At 71.9% G+C, this 16,978-nt stretch carries 17 protein-coding genes; 7 read left to right on the top strand and 10 right to left on the bottom strand.

Annotated elements, in window-relative coordinates:
- Positions 1 to 56: 56 nt before the first annotated feature.
- The gene (locus QUG98_RS02695; RefSeq protein WP_289469086.1) at positions 57 to 329 is read right to left on the bottom strand and encodes a hypothetical protein; all 273 of its coding nucleotides are present in this window, start codon (positions 327 to 329) and stop codon (positions 57 to 59) included.
- A gap of 9 nt (positions 330 to 338) precedes the next feature.
- On the bottom strand, positions 339 to 860 hold the full coding sequence (locus QUG98_RS02690; RefSeq protein ID WP_289469085.1) for a MarR family winged helix-turn-helix transcriptional regulator: 522 nt from the start codon (positions 858 to 860) through the stop codon (positions 339 to 341).
- Between the two features lie 147 nt (positions 861 to 1,007).
- Here QUG98_RS02690 and QUG98_RS02685 point away from each other — a divergent pair, with 147 nt between their 5' ends.
- The gene (locus QUG98_RS02685) at positions 1,008 to 1,901 is read left to right on the top strand and encodes an alpha-E domain-containing protein (protein WP_289469083.1); all 894 of its coding nucleotides are present in this window, start codon (positions 1,008 to 1,010) and stop codon (positions 1,899 to 1,901) included.
- Between the two features lie 238 nt (positions 1,902 to 2,139).
- Here QUG98_RS02685 and QUG98_RS02680 read toward each other — a convergent pair whose 3' ends face one another.
- Together QUG98_RS02680 and QUG98_RS02675 are read right to left on the bottom strand one after the other, a co-directional pair.
- On the bottom strand, positions 2,140 to 3,486 hold the full coding sequence (locus tag QUG98_RS02680) for an MFS transporter (RefSeq protein WP_289469082.1): 1,347 nt from the start codon (positions 3,484 to 3,486) through the stop codon (positions 2,140 to 2,142).
- Positions 3,483 to 3,902 carry a MarR family winged helix-turn-helix transcriptional regulator gene (locus QUG98_RS02675; protein ID WP_289469081.1) on the bottom strand — a complete coding sequence of 140 codons (420 nt, stop codon included), beginning with the start codon at positions 3,900 to 3,902 and terminating at the stop codon, positions 3,483 to 3,485. The genes QUG98_RS02680 and QUG98_RS02675 overlap by 4 nt, the downstream gene beginning before the upstream one ends.
- A gap of 117 nt (positions 3,903 to 4,019) precedes the next feature.
- Between QUG98_RS02675 and QUG98_RS02670 the strand changes: the two genes are divergently transcribed.
- Positions 4,020 to 4,772, top strand: a complete 753-nt coding sequence (locus QUG98_RS02670; protein WP_289469080.1) for an SDR family NAD(P)-dependent oxidoreductase — start codon at positions 4,020 to 4,022, stop codon at positions 4,770 to 4,772.
- Between the two features lie 132 nt (positions 4,773 to 4,904).
- On the opposite strand, the gene QUG98_RS02665 is transcribed toward QUG98_RS02670, so the two are convergent.
- Genes QUG98_RS02665 through QUG98_RS02655 form a run of 3 tightly spaced genes read right to left on the bottom strand, consistent with a single transcriptional unit; the run spans position 4,905 to position 7,287 of the window.
- Positions 4,905 to 5,846 carry an acetamidase/formamidase family protein gene (locus tag QUG98_RS02665; protein ID WP_289469079.1) on the bottom strand — a complete coding sequence of 314 codons (942 nt, stop codon included), beginning with the start codon at positions 5,844 to 5,846 and terminating at the stop codon, positions 4,905 to 4,907.
- 26 nt (positions 5,847 to 5,872) lie between these two features.
- Positions 5,873 to 6,142 (bottom strand): hypothetical protein, encoded by a 270-nt coding sequence (locus QUG98_RS02660; protein ID WP_289469078.1) that lies wholly within the window; start codon positions 6,140 to 6,142, stop codon positions 5,873 to 5,875.
- An 8-nt stretch (positions 6,143 to 6,150) separates the two neighbouring features.
- The gene (locus QUG98_RS02655; protein ID WP_289469077.1) at positions 6,151 to 7,287 is read right to left on the bottom strand and encodes an inorganic phosphate transporter; all 1,137 of its coding nucleotides are present in this window, start codon (positions 7,285 to 7,287) and stop codon (positions 6,151 to 6,153) included.
- A 98-nt stretch (positions 7,288 to 7,385) separates the two neighbouring features.
- Between QUG98_RS02655 and QUG98_RS02650 the strand changes: the two genes are divergently transcribed.
- From QUG98_RS02650 to QUG98_RS02640, 3 genes are all read left to right on the top strand, one after another.
- Complete coding sequence (locus QUG98_RS02650) at positions 7,386 to 8,255, top strand: alpha/beta hydrolase (RefSeq protein WP_289469076.1); 870 nt, start codon at positions 7,386 to 7,388, stop codon at positions 8,253 to 8,255.
- Between the two features lie 182 nt (positions 8,256 to 8,437).
- Entirely contained in the window at positions 8,438 to 9,487 is a 1,050-nt protein-coding gene (lplAB, locus tag QUG98_RS02645; RefSeq protein ID WP_289469074.1) for a lipoate-protein ligase LplAB, read from the top strand.
- 72 nt (positions 9,488 to 9,559) lie between these two features.
- Complete coding sequence (locus tag QUG98_RS02640) at positions 9,560 to 9,889, top strand: hypothetical protein (RefSeq protein ID WP_289469073.1); 330 nt, start codon at positions 9,560 to 9,562, stop codon at positions 9,887 to 9,889.
- 19 nt (positions 9,890 to 9,908) lie between these two features.
- Here QUG98_RS02640 and QUG98_RS02635 read toward each other — a convergent pair whose 3' ends face one another.
- Positions 9,909 to 10,193, bottom strand: coding sequence for a GNAT family N-acetyltransferase (locus QUG98_RS02635; protein ID WP_058728523.1), 285 nt, complete (start codon positions 10,191 to 10,193; stop codon positions 9,909 to 9,911).
- A 92-nt stretch (positions 10,194 to 10,285) separates the two neighbouring features.
- Here QUG98_RS02635 and QUG98_RS02630 point away from each other — a divergent pair, with 92 nt between their 5' ends.
- Positions 10,286 to 11,620, top strand: a complete 1,335-nt coding sequence (locus QUG98_RS02630) for a hypothetical protein (protein ID WP_289469072.1) — start codon at positions 10,286 to 10,288, stop codon at positions 11,618 to 11,620.
- Positions 11,621 to 11,682: 62 nt separating this feature from the next.
- Positions 11,683 to 12,555 carry a DNA-methyltransferase gene (locus QUG98_RS02625; protein WP_289469071.1) on the top strand — a complete coding sequence of 291 codons (873 nt, stop codon included), beginning with the start codon at positions 11,683 to 11,685 and terminating at the stop codon, positions 12,553 to 12,555.
- A 103-nt stretch (positions 12,556 to 12,658) separates the two neighbouring features.
- Here QUG98_RS02625 and QUG98_RS02620 read toward each other — a convergent pair whose 3' ends face one another.
- Positions 12,659 to 15,073, bottom strand: coding sequence for a DHA2 family efflux MFS transporter permease subunit (locus QUG98_RS02620; protein WP_289469070.1), 2,415 nt, complete (start codon positions 15,071 to 15,073; stop codon positions 12,659 to 12,661).
- A gap of 254 nt (positions 15,074 to 15,327) precedes the next feature.
- Positions 15,328 to 16,947, bottom strand: a complete 1,620-nt coding sequence (gene pgm, locus QUG98_RS02615; protein ID WP_289469069.1) for a phosphoglucomutase (alpha-D-glucose-1,6-bisphosphate-dependent) — start codon at positions 16,945 to 16,947, stop codon at positions 15,328 to 15,330.
- Positions 16,948 to 16,978: the final 31 nt, after the last annotated feature.

Raw genomic sequence — 16,978 nt, 5'->3', positions numbered from 1 at the left:
GACCGACTGACCGGACGTCGACCGCCGGACCGGAGGTCCGGCCGGGGACCGACGGGTCAGCCGCGGCGGAACCAGCGCAGGACTGCTCCGCGCAGCCGCCCGACCGCCTCGTCGTTCATCGTGTTCGCCAGGTCGAAGGCCTCACGAGCGGGGTCGGCACCGTCCCGGATGCGCCGGAGTGCGGCGTCCGCCCGAGCGCGTGCATCGAGCTCGGCCAGCGGCATGTCGTCCTCGGGGTCGCGCGGGTGGTGGCCGACCGGTCCGCTCGGCTGCGGTTCCTCCGGGCCGCGCGGTGGCACACCCACGTGGTCGTCCGGCGTGCTGCGCATGTGCCGAGGCTACGCGGAGTGCTCCGTCGCGGTCTCGTCGTCCTCGTGGTCCACGACCCGTGCCATCTCCTCGAGGAACGCGATGACGACGCCCATGTCCTGCTGCGGGAGGTGCTCGGCGACCTCGATCGCGCGGGTGTCGAGCTGGTCGATCACCTGGAGCACCTGCCGCATCGATCCGCCCGACGCCGTCAGGATCACTCCGCGTCGGTCGTGGGGGTCGGCGTGCCGCTCGACGTGGCCGCTGCGGACCAGCCGGTCGACGAGCGCCGAGGTCGACGCCGGCGTGATCTCGAGTCGGTCGGCGAGCTCCTTCGCGTTCACGGAGCGCCCTTCGGACTCGGCGTCCAGCAGGATCCGCAGCCCGAGCAGGGCGTTCTCCCCGATGCCCAGTGCCTCGCGCGCTCGGCGCTGCGCGGCACTCTCTGCGCTCCGGTACCTGCGGAGCGCGTTCAGTACGTCCACCGCGTCGACCCTGGAACCGGCCCCGTACCAGAAGCCCGTGGTGGTGTTCGTCACCTCGGTCGTCATACGGACAATGCTAGACGCTCTAGTTAGATTGTCTAGCGAGCGTCTGCTGGGAGCGCGGCTGTCGGATGTGGTCGCAACACCCGTGACGCGGCTCCGAAACACTGTCGCAACGCCCGGTCGGTAGCTTCGCCGCATGCAGGAGCCGACGTGCTGAGCCGACTCGCGGGGAGCGTGTTCCACGTCGGGAGCGCGGTCGAACGGGCAGACGTCGTCGCGCGGATGCTCGACGTCTACGTCGTCCGACCCGATGCCGGCGTGGTCGACGACGAGTCCGTGGTCGGCTCGGCGCTGCACCGCGTCGTCGGGGCGCGCTCGTCGGGGCGTCGTCGCGACCGGGCGGCCGTCGTCGAGTCGCTGGCACTCGACCGGCACGAACCGGCATCGGTCGCCCACGCCGTCGGCGTCGCGCGTGACCACGCGCGTCGAGCGCGCGAGGTCGTGTCGACGGAGCTCTGGGACTGCCTCGACGTCACCCGCTCGCGGATGCCCCGCAAGGTGGCTGTCGACCGGGCGCACGAGTTCCTCGGCTGGGTCCGGGAGCGCAGCGCGCTGGCGGTCGGTGTCGTCGAGGGTGACGTCAGCCGCGACGAGGTCTGGGAGTTCTTCACCCTGGGCAGGTCCCTGCTGCGGTGCGGGCTGACGGCGCGGCTGCTCGCGTCCCCGCTCGTGGATGCCGGCTCGGCGGCGTCGTGGACCACCGCGCTGCGGGCCTGCGGGGCGGGCGAGGCCTTCCGCCGAGGGCGCGACCACAGCGGCGTCGCTCCGCAGGAGGCCGCCGGGTTCCTGCTCCACGAGTCGCACTCTCCGCGGTCGCTCGCGTTCCTCGCGGCGCGGGCGGACGACTGCCTGTCCGACGTCGCGCCGGCGTGCGTGGACGACCAGGTCGCGGCGTTCCGGGTCGCGCGGTCGGCGCTCGGGCGAGTGGACGTCGGTGATCCGGCTGGGATCCGTGTCGTGGCCGAGGGGCTCGCCGCCGCCGTGGGCGTCGTCGTCGAGGCGCTCGAGGCACGCGTCTTCGCGGTCGCAGCCCCGACGCACTGAGTGCCGTCGCCGCCGTCGCGCGTGCGGCGACGCGGCCTGCGACGCGGCCGGCGACGCGGCCTGCGACACACTGCGGCGCGGCGCCGCCGGGTCGGCCGGGAGGCTCGTGGTGACGTCGACCCGTCCCGCCCTGCCGGCACGCGGTCGCGGCGCGTGCGTGGCGGGGTGATCCGTGCCTCCCGGCCGGCACGTGGTCGCGGTGGGAACACGGCGGGGATGACCCGTGCCTCCCGGCCCGTCAGACCGAGCTGGACCGGTCCGCCATTGCCTCGTCACGCTCCAGGTCGCGCCGCACCGCGGCGCGGGACGCCCGCGTGCCGACCACCGGCACCGCGTGCGTGACCGCGAGGTGCAGCCGCGCGTCCGCGTCGTACCGCAGGCGCAGGTGCTCCCAGCGGATGAGCCACACCAGGGCGATCGCGAGCGCGACGAACCCGGAAGCGGCGCCGACGACGATCGCCCAGCGCGGTCCCCAGGCGTCGGCGACCGCGCCGACGATCGGCGCACCGATCGGGGTGCCGCCCGCGAAGATCGCCATGTAGAGGGCCATCACCCGGCCGCGCATCGCGGGCTTCGTGGTGGTCTGCACCAGCGCGTTGGCCGTGGTCATGAACGTCAGCGACGCCAGGCCGACGAACACCAGCACGACCGCGAAGGTCCAGTAGGTCGGGGCGACCGCGGCTGCCGTGCACGCCAGTCCGAAACCGGCCGAGGCGATCACGAGCGTGCGCATCCGCGGGCGGTCCCGTCGTGCGGAGAGCAGCGCGCCCGCGACCGAGCCGATCGCCATGACGGAGTTGAGCAGGCCGAACTCGCCGGCACCCTTGCCGAACTCGACCCGCGCCATCGTCGAGGTGAAGATCGGGAAGTTCACGCCGAAGGTCCCCACGACGAAGATCATGCAGAGCACCACGATGATGTCCGGCCGGGTCCGCACGTAGGTGAAGCCGGCGATGATCTGCCCCTTGCCGCGCTTCGGCCGCACCCGTTCGGCGAGCTGCGTCGGGTCGACGAAGCGGAGTGCGACGAGGACGGCCAGGAACGAGCCGGCGTTGATGACGAACACCCACCCGGACCCGATCGCGGCGATGAGCACGCCCGCGACCGCCGGGCCGATCAGCCGGGCGGCGTTGAACGACGCGGAGTTCAGGGCGACGGCGTTCGACACGTGTTCGCCCTGCACGACGTCGGAGACGAAGGCCTGTCGGATCGGGGTGTCGAAGGCGGCCACGATGCCGAGTGCCAGGGCGAAGCCGTACAGCGACCAGAGCGTCGCCGTGTCGGTGAGGACCATGATGCCGAGACCGAGTCCGAGTGCCCCCATCAGCCCCTGGGTCAGCATGAGCATCCGGCGCCGGTCGAAGCGGTCCGCGGCGAGGCCGGTCAGGGGGAGCAGGAGCAGCTGCGGGCCGAACTGCAGCGCCATCGTGATGCCGACGGCGATCGCATCGTTGTCGGACAGCTTCGTCAGGACGATCCAGTCCTGGGCGGTGCGCTGCATCCAGGTCCCGACGTTGGAGACCAGGGCGCCGGCGAACCAGATGCGGTAGTTGCGGGCGGACAGGGAGCGGAAGACGGCGGTCACTGCTGGGCCAGCCTCCTCATGATCTCGGTGGCCTCGGCCAGGGTGTGTCGCTCGGTCTCGGTCAGGTCGCCGAGGCGCGGGGAGAGCCAGTCGTCGCGGCGCCGTCGGGTCTCCTCCACGAAGGTCGCCCCGGCCGGGGTCGCGGCGAGCAGCACCTTGCGGCGGTCGTCGCCGTGGTCGACCTTCGACACGAGGCCGCGGTCGACGAGCACGGCGATCGACTTCGTCATGCTCGGCGGGGTGACGCCGTCCTGGCGGCTGAGCTCGGCGAGGGTCATGGCGCCCTCGCGGTGGAGTCGGGCGAGGGCCGAGAACTGTCCGTCGGTCATGCTCGCGTCGACCTTCTGCGCGCGGAGGGTCCGCGACAGCCGGGCCACCGCGACGCGCAGGTCGGCGGCGAGGGAGGGGTCGGGCATGGCCGTTAGCCTACCTCATTAGTTCAGCGAACGAACTGGATGTCCGAGGTGTACGCTCATTGCGCAACAGGTGTTGCTCAGTACACGATCGACGGAACGTCGAGGAAGCAGGAGGACATGTCCGAGTTCGAGGGCAGGGTCGCCGTCGTCACCGGCGGTGGCAGCGGCATCGGGGCCGCGATCGCGAAGGAGCTCGCCGCGGCGGGCGCGAAGGTCGTCGTCACCGACATCCAGGCCGAGGCCGCGCAGCGCGTCGTCGCCGAGATCGAGGGCGCGGGCGGCACGGCGAGTGCGTTCGAGGCGAACTCCGCGGTGGCCGGGGACAACGAGCGGATGGTCCAGCACGCGGTGGACACGTACGGCGCGCTCCACCTCGCCGTGAACAACGCGGGCATCGGCGCCGCTCCGCAGCCCATCGGCGAGTACGACGTCGAGGCGTGGGACCGGGTCCGCGCGGTCGACCTCGACGGCGTCTTCTACGGGCTCCGGTACGAGATCCCGGCGATCCTGGCGGCCGGCGGCGGCGCGATCGTCAACATGGCATCGGTGCTCGGCTCGGTCGGGATCGCGCACAACGCCGCGTACGTCGCGTCGAAGCACGCGCTCGTCGGGCTGACGAAGGTCGCCGCACTCGAGTACACGGCGCAGGGTGTCCGGACGAACGCGGTCGGCCCGGGGTTCATCGACACCCCGCTCGTGCGGTCGTCACTGTCGGCCGAGGAGCTCGCGGCGCTCGAGGGCGAGCACGCGGCGAAGCGGCTCGGCACCGACGCCGAGGTCGCGGCGCTCGTGCTGTTCCTGCTGAGCGACAAGGCCTCGTTCATCAGCGGGAGCTACCACCTGGTGGACGGCGGGTACTCCGCGCACTGAGCGGACGCGGAGTGCCGTTCCGCGCGTGGGAGGACGAACCGCGCATCGGGAGCAGGAACTTCTTGCCTCCGATGCGCGGTTCGGCATCCCAGGTCGGGGGCGATGGGCTCGAAGCGTCAGCGCGCGCGCCCGTCAGCGCGCGGCGGGCGCGAGGATCGCGTCGTGGGGGAGCAGCGCGTGCACGCCCCAGGTGCGGTTCGCGACCTGGGTCACGCGCATGCTGACCGCGACGCTCGCCATCGCCAGCGCCTGGCCGCGGGTGATCCCGTGCAGCCGGGCGACCCAGTCCACCATCCGGTCGAGCGCGGTGGTCGTCGCGGTGTTCAGGTCGGCATCGAACCCGAACGTGATCCGCCCCGCAGGGGTGTCGGCGTGGATGCCCTCGACCGGGGCGCCGTCGAGCAACGAGAGCGTCATCGTGGTGGTCATCCCGCACTCGACCGCGGTGCCCGAGACCTCGCCGTCGCCCTGCGCAGCGTGGCCGTCCCCGACCGAGAGCATCGCGTCCGGCACGGTGACGGGCAGGTAGAGCGTCGAGCCGGCGACCAGCTCACGGCAGTCGATGTTGCCCCCGCCGAGCGGCCGCGGCGGGATCGTCGAGTGCTCTCCGGTCGGTTCCGGCGGGAGCCCGACCACGCCGAGGAACGGCGCCGTCCGGACGCCGAGCCCGAGCTGGTTCCGCGCCGTCCCCGCTGCCGCGTCGACGTCCCAGAGCAGCGGTCCGCGGGACGCCGGGTCGGCGAGCCCGAGTGCCCGGTTGACGGGGGTGTCGACCCCGCCGGACCCGGTGTAGCCCCAGTCGTCGGGCACGAGCGCGTCGAAGCGCACGGCGAGCACCCGGCCCGGGCGCGCCCCCTCGACCGCGATCGGTCCGACCAGGCAGTGCCCGCGGCGGCCGTCGAGGAGCGTCGGGGCGTCGGCACCGGGCGACGGGAGCCGTTCCGTGTAGCCGGCGGCGCTCAGCGTCCGGACGGTGACGGTGTCGCCGTCCTGCACGCAGAGCACGGGCGCGCGCTCGGCGGTCAGGACGTCGACGGCGGTGTCGAGCGAGGCATCGAGGCGGTGGGAGGTCACCGGACGATCCTCCCAGCCGCCCCGCCTCAGTGGAACTGCGGGATGGTCAGCCAGATCCCGTAGAGCACCGCCGCCGCGCAGACCGCGAAGCACACGATCGCCCCCGCCAGTGCGACCGGCGGGGTGTGGCCGGACCGCGGGGTCTCGTCACGGTGGGCGGTGCGCTCGCCTGCGCCGTCCTGCGGCTGCCCGGTCCCGAGCAGCCGCAGACCGAGCGTGTAGACGAGCACGATGCCGACCGCGGCGACGAACCCGACGCCGGCGACGATGCCGATGCTGCTGAGGTCGATGTCCACGGTGCCTCCTAGACCGAGGCCGGCTCGGTGGCCGGCTGTTCGTCGTTGACGGTGTCCTTCGTGATCGGCTTCCGCCGCGCGAGGAGGAAGAAGCCGAGGCCCCCGACCAGGGCGAGCACCGCGACGACCACCAGGCCGACCGTGCTCGTCGAGGCCACGAGGGTCGCGAGGGCGCCGACGACCGCGGCCGCGGGCAGCGTGACCACCCAGGCCACCACGATCCGACCGACCACGGACCAGTGCACGTCGGCGAGCTTCTTGCCGAGGCCCGAGCCGATCACCGACCCGCTGGTGACGTGGGTGGTCGAGAGCGCGAAACCGAGGTGCGAGGACACCAGGATCGTCGCCGCCGAGCTCGTCTCCGCCGCGAACCCCTGCGGCGACTGCACGTCGGAGATCTTCTTGCCGACGGTCCGCATGATGCGCCAACCGCCCGTCCAGGTACCGAGGCCGATCGCGAGACCGCAGGCCAGGATCACCCAGAGCGCCGGTCCGGTCCCCGCGGCCTGGTAGCCCGCCGCGATGAGCGTCAGCGTGATGACGCCCATCGTCTTCTGCGCGTCGTTGGTGCCGTGGGCGAGCGACACGAGCGACGCCGAGATCGTCTGGCCGTGCCGGAAGCCGGTCGCAGCGCCGTGCGTGGTCGCGTTCCGCGTGAGCGTGTACGCCAGGTATGTCGCGACGAGGGCGATGACGCCGGCGATCACGGGCGAGAGCAGCGCGGGCAGCACCACCTTCGAGACGACGGTGGCCCAGTCGACCGAGTGCAGTCCGGCGCCGATGATCGACGCCCCGATGAGGCCGCCGAACAGCGCGTGGGTGGACGACGACGGCAGGCCGAAGTACCAGGTGGCGAGGTTCCACAGCACCGCGCCGACGAGTCCCGCGAAGATCATGGTCGGACTGATCTGGACGCCGTCCTGACCCTCGCGGATGATGCCCTGCGAGACGGTCTCGGCGACCTCGGTGGAGAGGAACGCACCGACCACGTTGAGGACGGCGGAGATGAGCACGGCGGTCCGGGGCTTCAGGGCCCCGGTGGCGACCGAGGTGGCCATGGCGTTCGCGGTGTCGTGGAAGCCGTTCGTGAAGTCGAACACGAGGGCCACCACGATCACCAGCACGACGGTGACGAGGACGTCCATGGGCGTGACGCTAGGCCTGCTCCGAACCGCCTGCGTGAACGCCGGATGAACACGCCACGGATCACCTGCACCGCCTGCACGTCTGCGAGGATCGTCCCGTGCCCACCTTCTCCGCCGCCCGAGGGGACTCCTCGTTCACCGACGCGCACGGCGTCGAGATCGTCTACTCGACGTGGCGGGCCGGGCGACCGAAGGGCATCGTGCAGATCGCGCACGGCGTCGGGGAGCACGGGCTCCGGTACGAGCCGCTCGCGCAGGACCTCGTCCGGGCCGGGTACATCGTGCACGCGAACGACCACCGCGGGCACGGCCGGACCGGGCTGGCGCAGTGGGGCGGCGACCACACGCAGCTCGGACGACTCGGCCCCGGAGGTCTGCGAGCGGCGATCGCGGCCGTCGAGCAGATGAGCGTCGTCGCCCGCGAGCAGGACCCGGGCCTGCCCCTCGTGCTGCTCGGGCACTCGTGGGGCTCGCTCATGGCGCAGCGGATCGTGAACACCTCGTCCGAGCGGTACGACGGGGTGGTGCTCTCCGCCACGGCGTACCGGCTGCCCGGCTGGATGAACAGCGGCGACCTGAACGCCCGGCACGCGGGCTCCGGACCGACGAAGTACGAGTGGATCACGCGCGACCGGGCGGTCATCGAGGCGATCGCGGCCGACCCGCTCGCGGTCGAGGCCGACGTGATCAAGCTGTTCGGGATCGCGGACGCACTGCGGCTGCTCGGGGTGCCGCGTCGCCGTGTCCCGCACGACCTGCCGGTGCTGCTGCAGGTCGGCTCCGACGACACCCTCGGTGGACCCCGCTCGGTCGAGCGCCTCGCACAGGCCTACCGCCGTCGCGGCCGGCTGTCGGACGTGCAGGTCCACGTCTACGAGGGTGCACGGCACGAGGTCTACAACGAGACGAACCGCGACGAGGTAGTCGCCGACCTGGTCGCGTGGCTCGACCGCCACGTCGGTCGCTGACGCGTCGGTCGCTGCTGTCGGAACCAGGTTCCGGACACAGCACCGCGCAGTTCCACGGTGCGGTGTCCGGAACCTGATTCCCCGGGGTCGCCGAGCGCGGGCTGAGGCGACCGCACACCGGACGGGAGGCGCGTGGCGGGGCCGACCCGCGCCTCCCGTCCGGCTCGGCGTAGGCTCGGACCGTGCACGGTGAGTACAAGGTCCCCGGAGGCAAGTTGGTCGTCGTCGACCTCGAGGTCGTCGACGGCAGCATCCAGGAGTTCCGGCTGGCGGGTGACTTCTTCCTCGAACCGGACGACGCGCTGCCGCTGATCGACCAGGCCGTGAACGGCCTGTCCGCGACCACCGATGCCGCCGGCATCGCCGCCGCGGTCCGCGCCGCGCTGCCCGAGGGCGCCGTGCTGCTCGGGTTCACCCCGGAGTCGGTCGGCGTCGCCGTCCGTCGCGCGCTCTCACGGGCGTCGACGTGGCAGGAGTACGACTGGGAGATCGTCCACGAGGGGCCGATCAGCCCGAACGAGCACCTCGCGCTCGACCAGGTCCTGACCGAGGAGGTCGGGGCCGGCCGCCGCGGTCCGACCCTGCGCATCTGGGAGTGGGACCAGCCCGCCGTCGTGATCGGGTCGTTCCAGTCGCTGAAGAACGAGGTCGACCCGGCCGGAGCGGCGAAGTACGGCGTCGAGGTCGTCCGCCGCATCTCGGGTGGCGGCGCGATGTTCATGGACGCCGGCGCGATCATCTCCTACTCGCTGTACGTGCCGACCGACCTCGTGCAGGGCATGACCTTCGCGGACTCGTACGCCTACCTGGACGAGTGGGTGATCGAGGCCCTGAAGTCCCTCGGCATCGAGGCGTACTACCAGCCGCTCAACGACATCTCGTCGACGAAGGGCAAGATCGGCGGCGCCGCGCAGAAGCGCCTCGGCACCGGAGCCCTGCTCCACCACGCCACCATGAGCTACGACATGGACGGCCAGAAGATGGTCGAGGTCCTGCGCATCGGGCGCGAGAAGATGAGCGACAAGGGGACGACCTCGGCCGCCAAGCGCGTCGACCCCCTGCGCTCCCAGACCGGCCTGACCCGGGCCGAGATCATCGACCGGCTGATCGGTACGTTCACGAAGCTCTACGGTGCGCACGAGGGCCACGTGACCGAGGCCGAGCGTGCTCGGGCGCAGGAGCTCGTCGAGACGAAGTTCGCAACGCGGGAGTGGCTCGAGCGGGTCCCCTGATCGGCCGTCGGATCGACAGGATCATCCGCGCGGCGGAGGTCCTGGCCGGTCGACTGACGTAGCGTCGGGTCCGTGAACTGGTTGATCCTCCTGGGGGCGGTGGCCGCGGCGGCCGTCGTGATGTGGGTCGCCGATCGCGTGGGGTGGATCGACCTGTCGAACAAGGCCACACGCACCGGCGGATCCGGCGGCGTCGGCGCGATGATGGACGAGGTGTTCGCCCCGACCCGTCACGAGACGCAGGCCGAGTACGAGCGGCAGTCGCGCCTCCCGAAGGAGGCCCCGACGCCCGCCGACGACGACCACGACCTGCTCAGCGGGAACGTGCTCATCCGGGTGCCGTCGGTCGGGCAGGCCGGTCGGCACGAGGCGCGACCCGGCACGCTCGACCGGACGTACTGAGTCCGGCGCGCCCGCGGCGCTAGCGGGTCGTGAGCTCCTGGTAGTCCGGGTGCCGCTCGATCCAGGCCTTCACGTAGGTGCAGATCGGGACGACCCGGAGCGATCCCTCGCGGACGTCGTCGAGCGCGTGCTGGACGAGGATCGACGCGTGGCCGCCACCGCGGTGGGCGGGGTCGACCTCGGTGTGGGTGAAGCGGATCTCGTCGCCGTCGACCTCGTACGCCGCGAAGCCGATGACCTCGCCGTCCTCGACCAGGGAGTACTGCTGCGCGTCGGTGTCGTTGCGGACCTCGGGTGATGCCATGGCGGCGACGGTACGCCGCGGGCCTGACCGGCGTCCGGGGCTGCCCCGAACAAGGGGCCGTGCGGCGTCGCTGCGGGCACTACTCTCACTTCGTGCCCGACTCGACGCCCTCGCTCCGCTTCCGTACCCCGCCGGGCTGGCCGACGCCGTCCGCCGCGTGGGTCGACCTGTACCAGGGTGCCGAGCCCGCCACCGGGTGGACCCCCGCTGACGACCTGCCGCCGGCGCCCGCTGGATGGGTGTTCTGGGTGCCGACGCGGCCGTTGCGTCGCTCGGTGTCCCGCGGCACGACCGCGGTGACGGTGGTCGGCGCAGCGGTGGCGCTCGCCTCCTTCCTCGTCCTCGCCGTCCTCTGGGCCACCGACGGACCGGCCGTCCTGGCGCTGGCGCCGCTCATCGCGGGTGTCGCGCTCTGGGTGGTCGGCGCCTCCCGGCACGGCGACGGGGTCGTGGCAGCGGTCGGCCGGGTCCGCGACCGGTCCGCCGCCCGTCGTGCGCAGGCGCTGTCCGGTCCAGGTGCCGCGGCCCACGCGGACCCGGGCCAGGCGGCAGCCCTCGCCGCCTGGTCGGCCGAGGCGTGGTCCGTGCCGTCCGCCCGGCCCTTCGTCGAGGGCCCGCCCTCCCGGGTCGTGCCCCGGGTCCAGCGTGCCCTGGTCGCCGTCACCGCCGGGGTCGCAGCGGCCGTGCTCGTGGCGGGGACCTCGATGTCGCTCCTGCCCCTCGTCCCCGCCGTGGAGGACGTCGCTGCGGCGGCGTTCGGCTCCGCCGACCCGGGGTTCGGCGGGCCGGACGACGCCCAGGTGCCGGAGTGGTCGTCGGACGACGGTCACACGAACGTGACGTGGCTGGCCGGCGACGACGAGTGGGAGGGCACCTGCGACTCGACGCCGGGCGCCACGAACTGCGATGCGTACGAGATCGACACCGACGAGAGCTGCACCGCGGTCGTCACGGTCGGGTTCTTCGCGGGCGAGGACGACGAGGAACCGAGCCGGGTCGAGGAGCGGACGGTCACGCTCACGGCGGACGTGCCGCTCGTGCTGGTCGAGAACCACGACGAAGCGTTCTCCGACGTCGGCGACGTGTCCTGCGTCACCGACGGCGGGGCGGACACGGACCGCGTCACCGCGACGCAGCGGGCCGAGGACCACGTCGACGCGGACGCGCCGGAGGGGTGCGACGAGGCGCACTGCGTCGCCTTCGCCGTGACCGCTCCGGCCGACTGCGCCGCTGCGGCCGTGCAGTTCCGGGTCGCCGCGGCGATCGGGACCGTGGACGCGCCGCACGACCTCGCGGTGGTCACCGCCCTGCGGGCCGGGACGGCGACCGACGTGTTCGTCGGCGGCACACGTGACGCGTCGGACGTCGTCGCGGGCGGCGTCACCTGCCGGGCGACCGAGGACACCGGGTCGACGCAGGCGTCCTGAGCGCCGTGGTCCGACGGCAGGCCGCGCCGCGGGAGGGCGGGGCGGTGCGGGAGGATGGGGCGGTGCGCAGCCTCGACGACCGGAGCCCGGACCTCGTCGTGCTGGGCGACAACCTCGACGTGCTGCCGACGCTGCCCGACGCATCGTTCACCGTCGTCTACCTCGACCCGCCGTTCAACACCGGCCGGAAGCAGCGGCGCCACGCGGTGACCGCCGAGCGCCGGACCGTCGGTGACGCCGGGACGATCACGGGCTTCCGGGGTCGGACCTACGAACGGATCCGCGGCGACCTGATGCGGTTCGACGACCGGTTCGAGGACTACTGGGCGTTCCTCGAGCCACGGCTGCTCGAGGCGTGGCGACTGCTGAGCGACGACGGCACGCTCTACCTGCACCTCGACTACCGCGAGGCGCACTACGCGAAGGTGCTGCTCGACGCGCTCTTCGGTCGTGACGCGTTCCTCAACGAGATCATCTGGGCGTACGACTTCGGCGCGAAGTCGCGCTCGCGCTGGCCGACGAAGCACGACACGATCCTCGTCTACGTGAAGGACCCGGAGCGCTACTGGTTCGACTCCGAGACGGTGGACCGCGAGCCGTACATGGCGCCGGGGCTCGTGACGCCGGAGAAGCGGGAGCGCGGGAAGCTGCCGACCGACGTCTGGTGGCACACGATCGTGTCGCCGACCGGCAGCGAGAAGACCGGCTACCCGACGCAGAAGCCCGAGGGGGTGCTCCGCCGCATGGTGCAGGCGTCGTCGCGCGAGGGGGACTGGGTGCTCGATTTCTTCGCGGGGAGCGGCACCCTCGGTGCGGTCGCTCGTGACCTGGGCCGGCGGTTCGTGCTCGTGGACGACAACCCGGTTGCGGTCGACGTGATGCGACGGCGGTTGCCGCACGCGGCGGTCGAGTCGGTACCGGACCGGCAGGGCTGAGCGGCGGCGACCCCGTCGGGGCTCGTCATGGCTCGGACGACGAAGGCGACATCGTCGACGTCGTACGACGTCGGCGATGTCGCCTCACAGCGGCTCCGGCGGCCTACTCCGCGGAGTGCCGCCCGTGGTGCTCGGCCGGCGCAGGCGCCCCGTCCGTCGCCGCGTGCGCCGGGTGCGTCCGGATGGTCGACGTCGTCGCCGGCGGCTCGTCCACCGGTGCCGCTGCGGCGTGTGCGCCGTGCGTGCTCGCGTCGGCGAGCGGGGCCCGCGTGCCGGCCTCGGGGTGGTGACCGGTGCGGTCGGCGGCACCCGCGTCGGAGGTGCGCCGTGCGGCGGAGGAGGCGGTGCCTCCAGACCGGTCCTGCGGCTGCTGCACCGTGACGTCCGGCGAGGTCGGGACCGCCCGCACCGAGCCCGTGTCCGGGGTGACCAGCGACCCGGTGTTCGCCGCCACCCGCTGCGCGTCCGCCGTCAGGCGGTCGGAGTCGCCCTTCGCGGCGTTCGCCTGCTCCTGCAGCGCCGACACCTTGCGGAGCGGCGGGACCCGGAAGAACCAGGTCAGGACGAAGGCGAGCAGGATCACGCCGAGGCCGACGAAGTAGACGACGACGGCTGACTGGCTGAACCCGACCAGGAACGGACGGGTGAGTCGCTGGTCCGCGCCGTTCAGGAACGACGTGTCGCTCGTGGCCGAACCGGCGGACGAACTCGCTGCCGTGTCGCCGCTCTTCAGCTGGTCGATCAGCTTCGGGGCGACCTCGTCGACCACGGCCTTCCGCTGGTCGGCGTTGCTGTAGTCGACCTGCAGCGTGCCGTCGACGACCTCGGCGTTCGCCTTCGACGCCGCGGTCTCGAGCGCCTGCTGCTCGGCGGCCGACTTGTTCGCGGCGACCTGCTCGGCGATGACCGAGCCGGCGGAGGCGGCAGGGATCGCACCGGCGGCGACCTGCTGCTGCACCTGTGCGGTGACCCGTTGCGTCACGGCCTGGTCGGCAGCCTGCTTCGCGGCGGAGGCACCCTTGTCGAGGCCCTGCTGCACGTTCTGCTGCACCGGGTCGACGATCTTGGACCAGATCTGGTCCATCACGCCCTTGTTCTCGGACGCGCTCGCGACCGATGGGGTGAGCGCGGCGTTCAGCGCCGACTTCAGGGTGGTCTCGTTCTGCATCGCGCCGGTGATGTTCGTCGGCATGAGCGTGAACAGGACCGACAGGAGCACCGCGGTGCCCATGGTGCCGCCGATCTGGCGGAAGAACGTCGCCGCACTCGTGGCCACACCGATGTCCCGCGGCGAGACCGAGTTCTGCGCCGCGAGGGTCAGCGTCTGCATGAGCTGGCCGAGCCCGAGCCCGATGCCGAACATGCCCAGCATGAGGAACCAGAGGGGGCTGTCCGCGGTGAGGAAGGTCAGCAGCGTGAAGCCGATCGCGGTGAACGCCGTGCCGGTGACCGGGAAGACGCCGTAGCGTCCGGTGCGCGAGATGATCTGGCCGGATGCGATCGAGGAGATCATCAGGCCGAGCACCATCGGCAGCATCGCGAAGCCGGACTCGGTCGGCGTGACGCCCTTGACGATCTGCAGGTAGAGCGGGATCGTCAGCATCGCGCCGAACATGCCGAAGCCGACGAGCACGGACAGCACCGCGGCCATCGAGAAGACCCGCGAGCCGAAGAGCTTGAGCGGCAGGATGGCGTCGTCGCCCATCGAGCGCTCGACGATCACGAAGGCCACGAGGCCCAGTGCGCCGATCGCGTAGCAGGCGATCGCGCCGGGGGAGTCCCAGCCCCACTCGCGGCCCTGCTCGGCGATGAGGAGCAGTGGCACGAGGGTCACGATGACCAGCGAGGCGCCCCACCAGTCGATGCGGGGCGTCCCGCGGTCGCCGAACTTCGGCAGGTGCAGGAACGTCGTCACCATGATCAGCGCGACGATGCCGACGGGCACGTTGACCAGGAAGACCCAGCGCCACCCGCTGACGAACAGGATCTGGGACGCACCGGCGAACAGACCGCCGACGAGCGGGCCGATGACCGAGGAGATGCCGAACACGGCGAGGAAGTAGCCCTGGTACTTGGCGCGCTCGCGCGGAGCGAGCATGTCGCCCATGATCGCCAAGGGCAGCGACATCAGACCGCCCGCGCCGAGGCCCTGCAGCGCACGGAACCCGGCGAGCATGAGCATCGAGGTCGAGAACGACGCGGCGAGCGACCCGAGGATGAAGATGCCGATGGCTGTGAGGAACAGCGGGCGTCGGCCGAAGATGTCGGAGAGCTTGCCGTAGATCGGCGTCGTGATCGTGGATGCGATCAGGTAGGCGGTGGTCACCCAGGCCTGCTGGTCGAGTCCGTGCAGGTCGTCGCCGATCGTGCGGATGGCGGTGCCGACGATGGTCTGGTCGAGCGCGCCGAGGAACATGCCGGCCATCAGCCCGTAGATGACGAGCAGGATCTGCCGGTGGTTCATCACCGCGTTCGAGGACGTGGTGGGGGCCGCGGGTGCGGTCGCCGTCTGGGTCATCAGGTCTCCCGTGCGTACTGGTGCTCGCGCGTCGCTCGCACCCGGGCGCGGGGGAGCGTTGTTGCGCGCACTGCAAAAATACAACCAGCGCAAACGGATTGTTCCCATCCGCCTCGTTCCTGTGGACATCGGCAGGGTGCTCAGGCGGATGTGCAGGAGAGGCAGCCCGGCGCGACGCCGTTGCGCGCGACGGGGGAGACGACCAGGGGCGTCACCGGACGGTTCCGGTGGCGCCCCTGGTCGGTCGTCGGTGACTACGCGCCGAGCGCGGCGTCCACGATCTCCTTCGCCTCGCGCTGGACCTGCTCCAGGTGCTCCTGGCCGACGAAGCTCTCCGCGTAGATCTTGTAGACGTCCTCGGTGCCCGAGGGTCGTGCGGCGAACCAGGCCCTGTCGGTGACGACCTTGACGCCGCCGACGGCCGCGTCGTTGCCCGGTGCCTTCGAGAGCTTGGCGGTGATGGGGTCGCCGGCCAGGGTGTCGGCGGTGATCGCGTCGCCGTCGAGCTTCGACAGCCGGGCCTTCTGCTCCTTGCTCGCCGCGGCGTCGACGCGCTGGTAGACCGGCGCGCCGAAGCGCTCCGTGAGCTCGGTGTAGAGCTGCGACGGGGTCTTGCCGGTCACGGCGGTGATCTCCGACGCCAGGAGCGCCAGGATGATGCCGTCCTTGTCGGTCGTCCACGCCGTGCCGTCCTTGCGGAGGAACGAGGCGCCCGCGGACTCCTCGCCGCCGAACGCCACGGAGCCGTCGATCAGGCCCGGGACGAACCACTTGAATCCGACCGGGACCTCCCACAGGCGGCGGCCGAGCGACTCCGCGACGCTGTCGATGATGCTCGACGACACGAGGGTCTTGCCGATCGCGGCGTCGTCGCGCCACTCGGGACGGTGTGCGTAGAGGTACTCGATCGCGACCGCGAGGTAGTGGTTCGGGTTCATCAGGCCGCCGTCGGGCGTGACGATGCCGTGCCGGTCCGAGTCGGCGTCGTTGCCGGTCAGGACGTCGAAGTCGTCCTTGTGGGCCAGCACCGAGGCCATGGCGGACGGGCTCGACGGGTCCATGCGGATCTTGCCGTCCCAGTCGAGGGTCATGAACGCCCAGGTCGGGTCGACCTCGGGGTTCACGACGGTCAGGTCGAGACCGTAGTGGTCGCGGATGCGCTCCCAGTACGGCAGCGATGCGCCACCCAGAGGGTCGGCGCCGATCTTCACGCCGGCGCGCTTGATCGCGTCGATGTCGATGATGTGCTCGAGGTCCGAGACGTACGAGCCGAGGAAGTCGTAGCCCTCGGCAGCGGTCTCGTCCAGGCGGCGGACGTCGACGTTCCCGCCGGCGATGATCGCGTTCGCGCGGTCGGCGATCCACGACGTGGCGTCGCTGTCGGCCGGGCCGCCGTGCGGGGGGTTGTACTTGAAGCCGCCGTCACGCGGGGGGTTGTGGCTCGGCGTGATGACGATGCCGTCGGCGGTGTCGCCGTGCTCTTCGCGGTTGTACTTGATGATGGCGTGGCTGAGCGCCGGGGTCGGGACGAAGCCGTCCTCGGCGTCGGCGAGCACCCGGACGCCGTTCGCGGCGAGGACCTGCAGTGCCGTCTGCTCGGCGGGGGCGGAGAGTGCGTGGGTGTCACGGCCGATGAAGAGCGGCCCGGTGGTGCCCTGCTCGGCGCGGTACTCGACGATCGCCTGCGTGATCGCGGCGATGTGCGTGTCGTTGAACGCGGTGTCGAGCGAGGACCCGCGGTGGCCGGAGGTGCCGAAGACCACCTCCTGCTCGGGGATCGACACGTCGGGGACACGCTCGTGGTACGCGGCCAGGAGGGCGTCGAGGTCGACGAGGTCGTCTGCGGTCGCGGGGGTGCCGGCGCGGTCGTTCATGGGCCCATCCTGGCATCGCGGGGCTCGGGGC

The organism is Curtobacterium subtropicum, assembly GCF_030362975.1.
In the GTDB taxonomy this organism is placed as follows: domain Bacteria; phylum Actinomycetota; class Actinomycetes; order Actinomycetales; family Microbacteriaceae; genus Curtobacterium; species Curtobacterium subtropicum.
The sequence above is the reverse complement of the archived record's forward strand: the minus strand, read 5'-3'. Positions and strand labels throughout refer to the sequence as shown.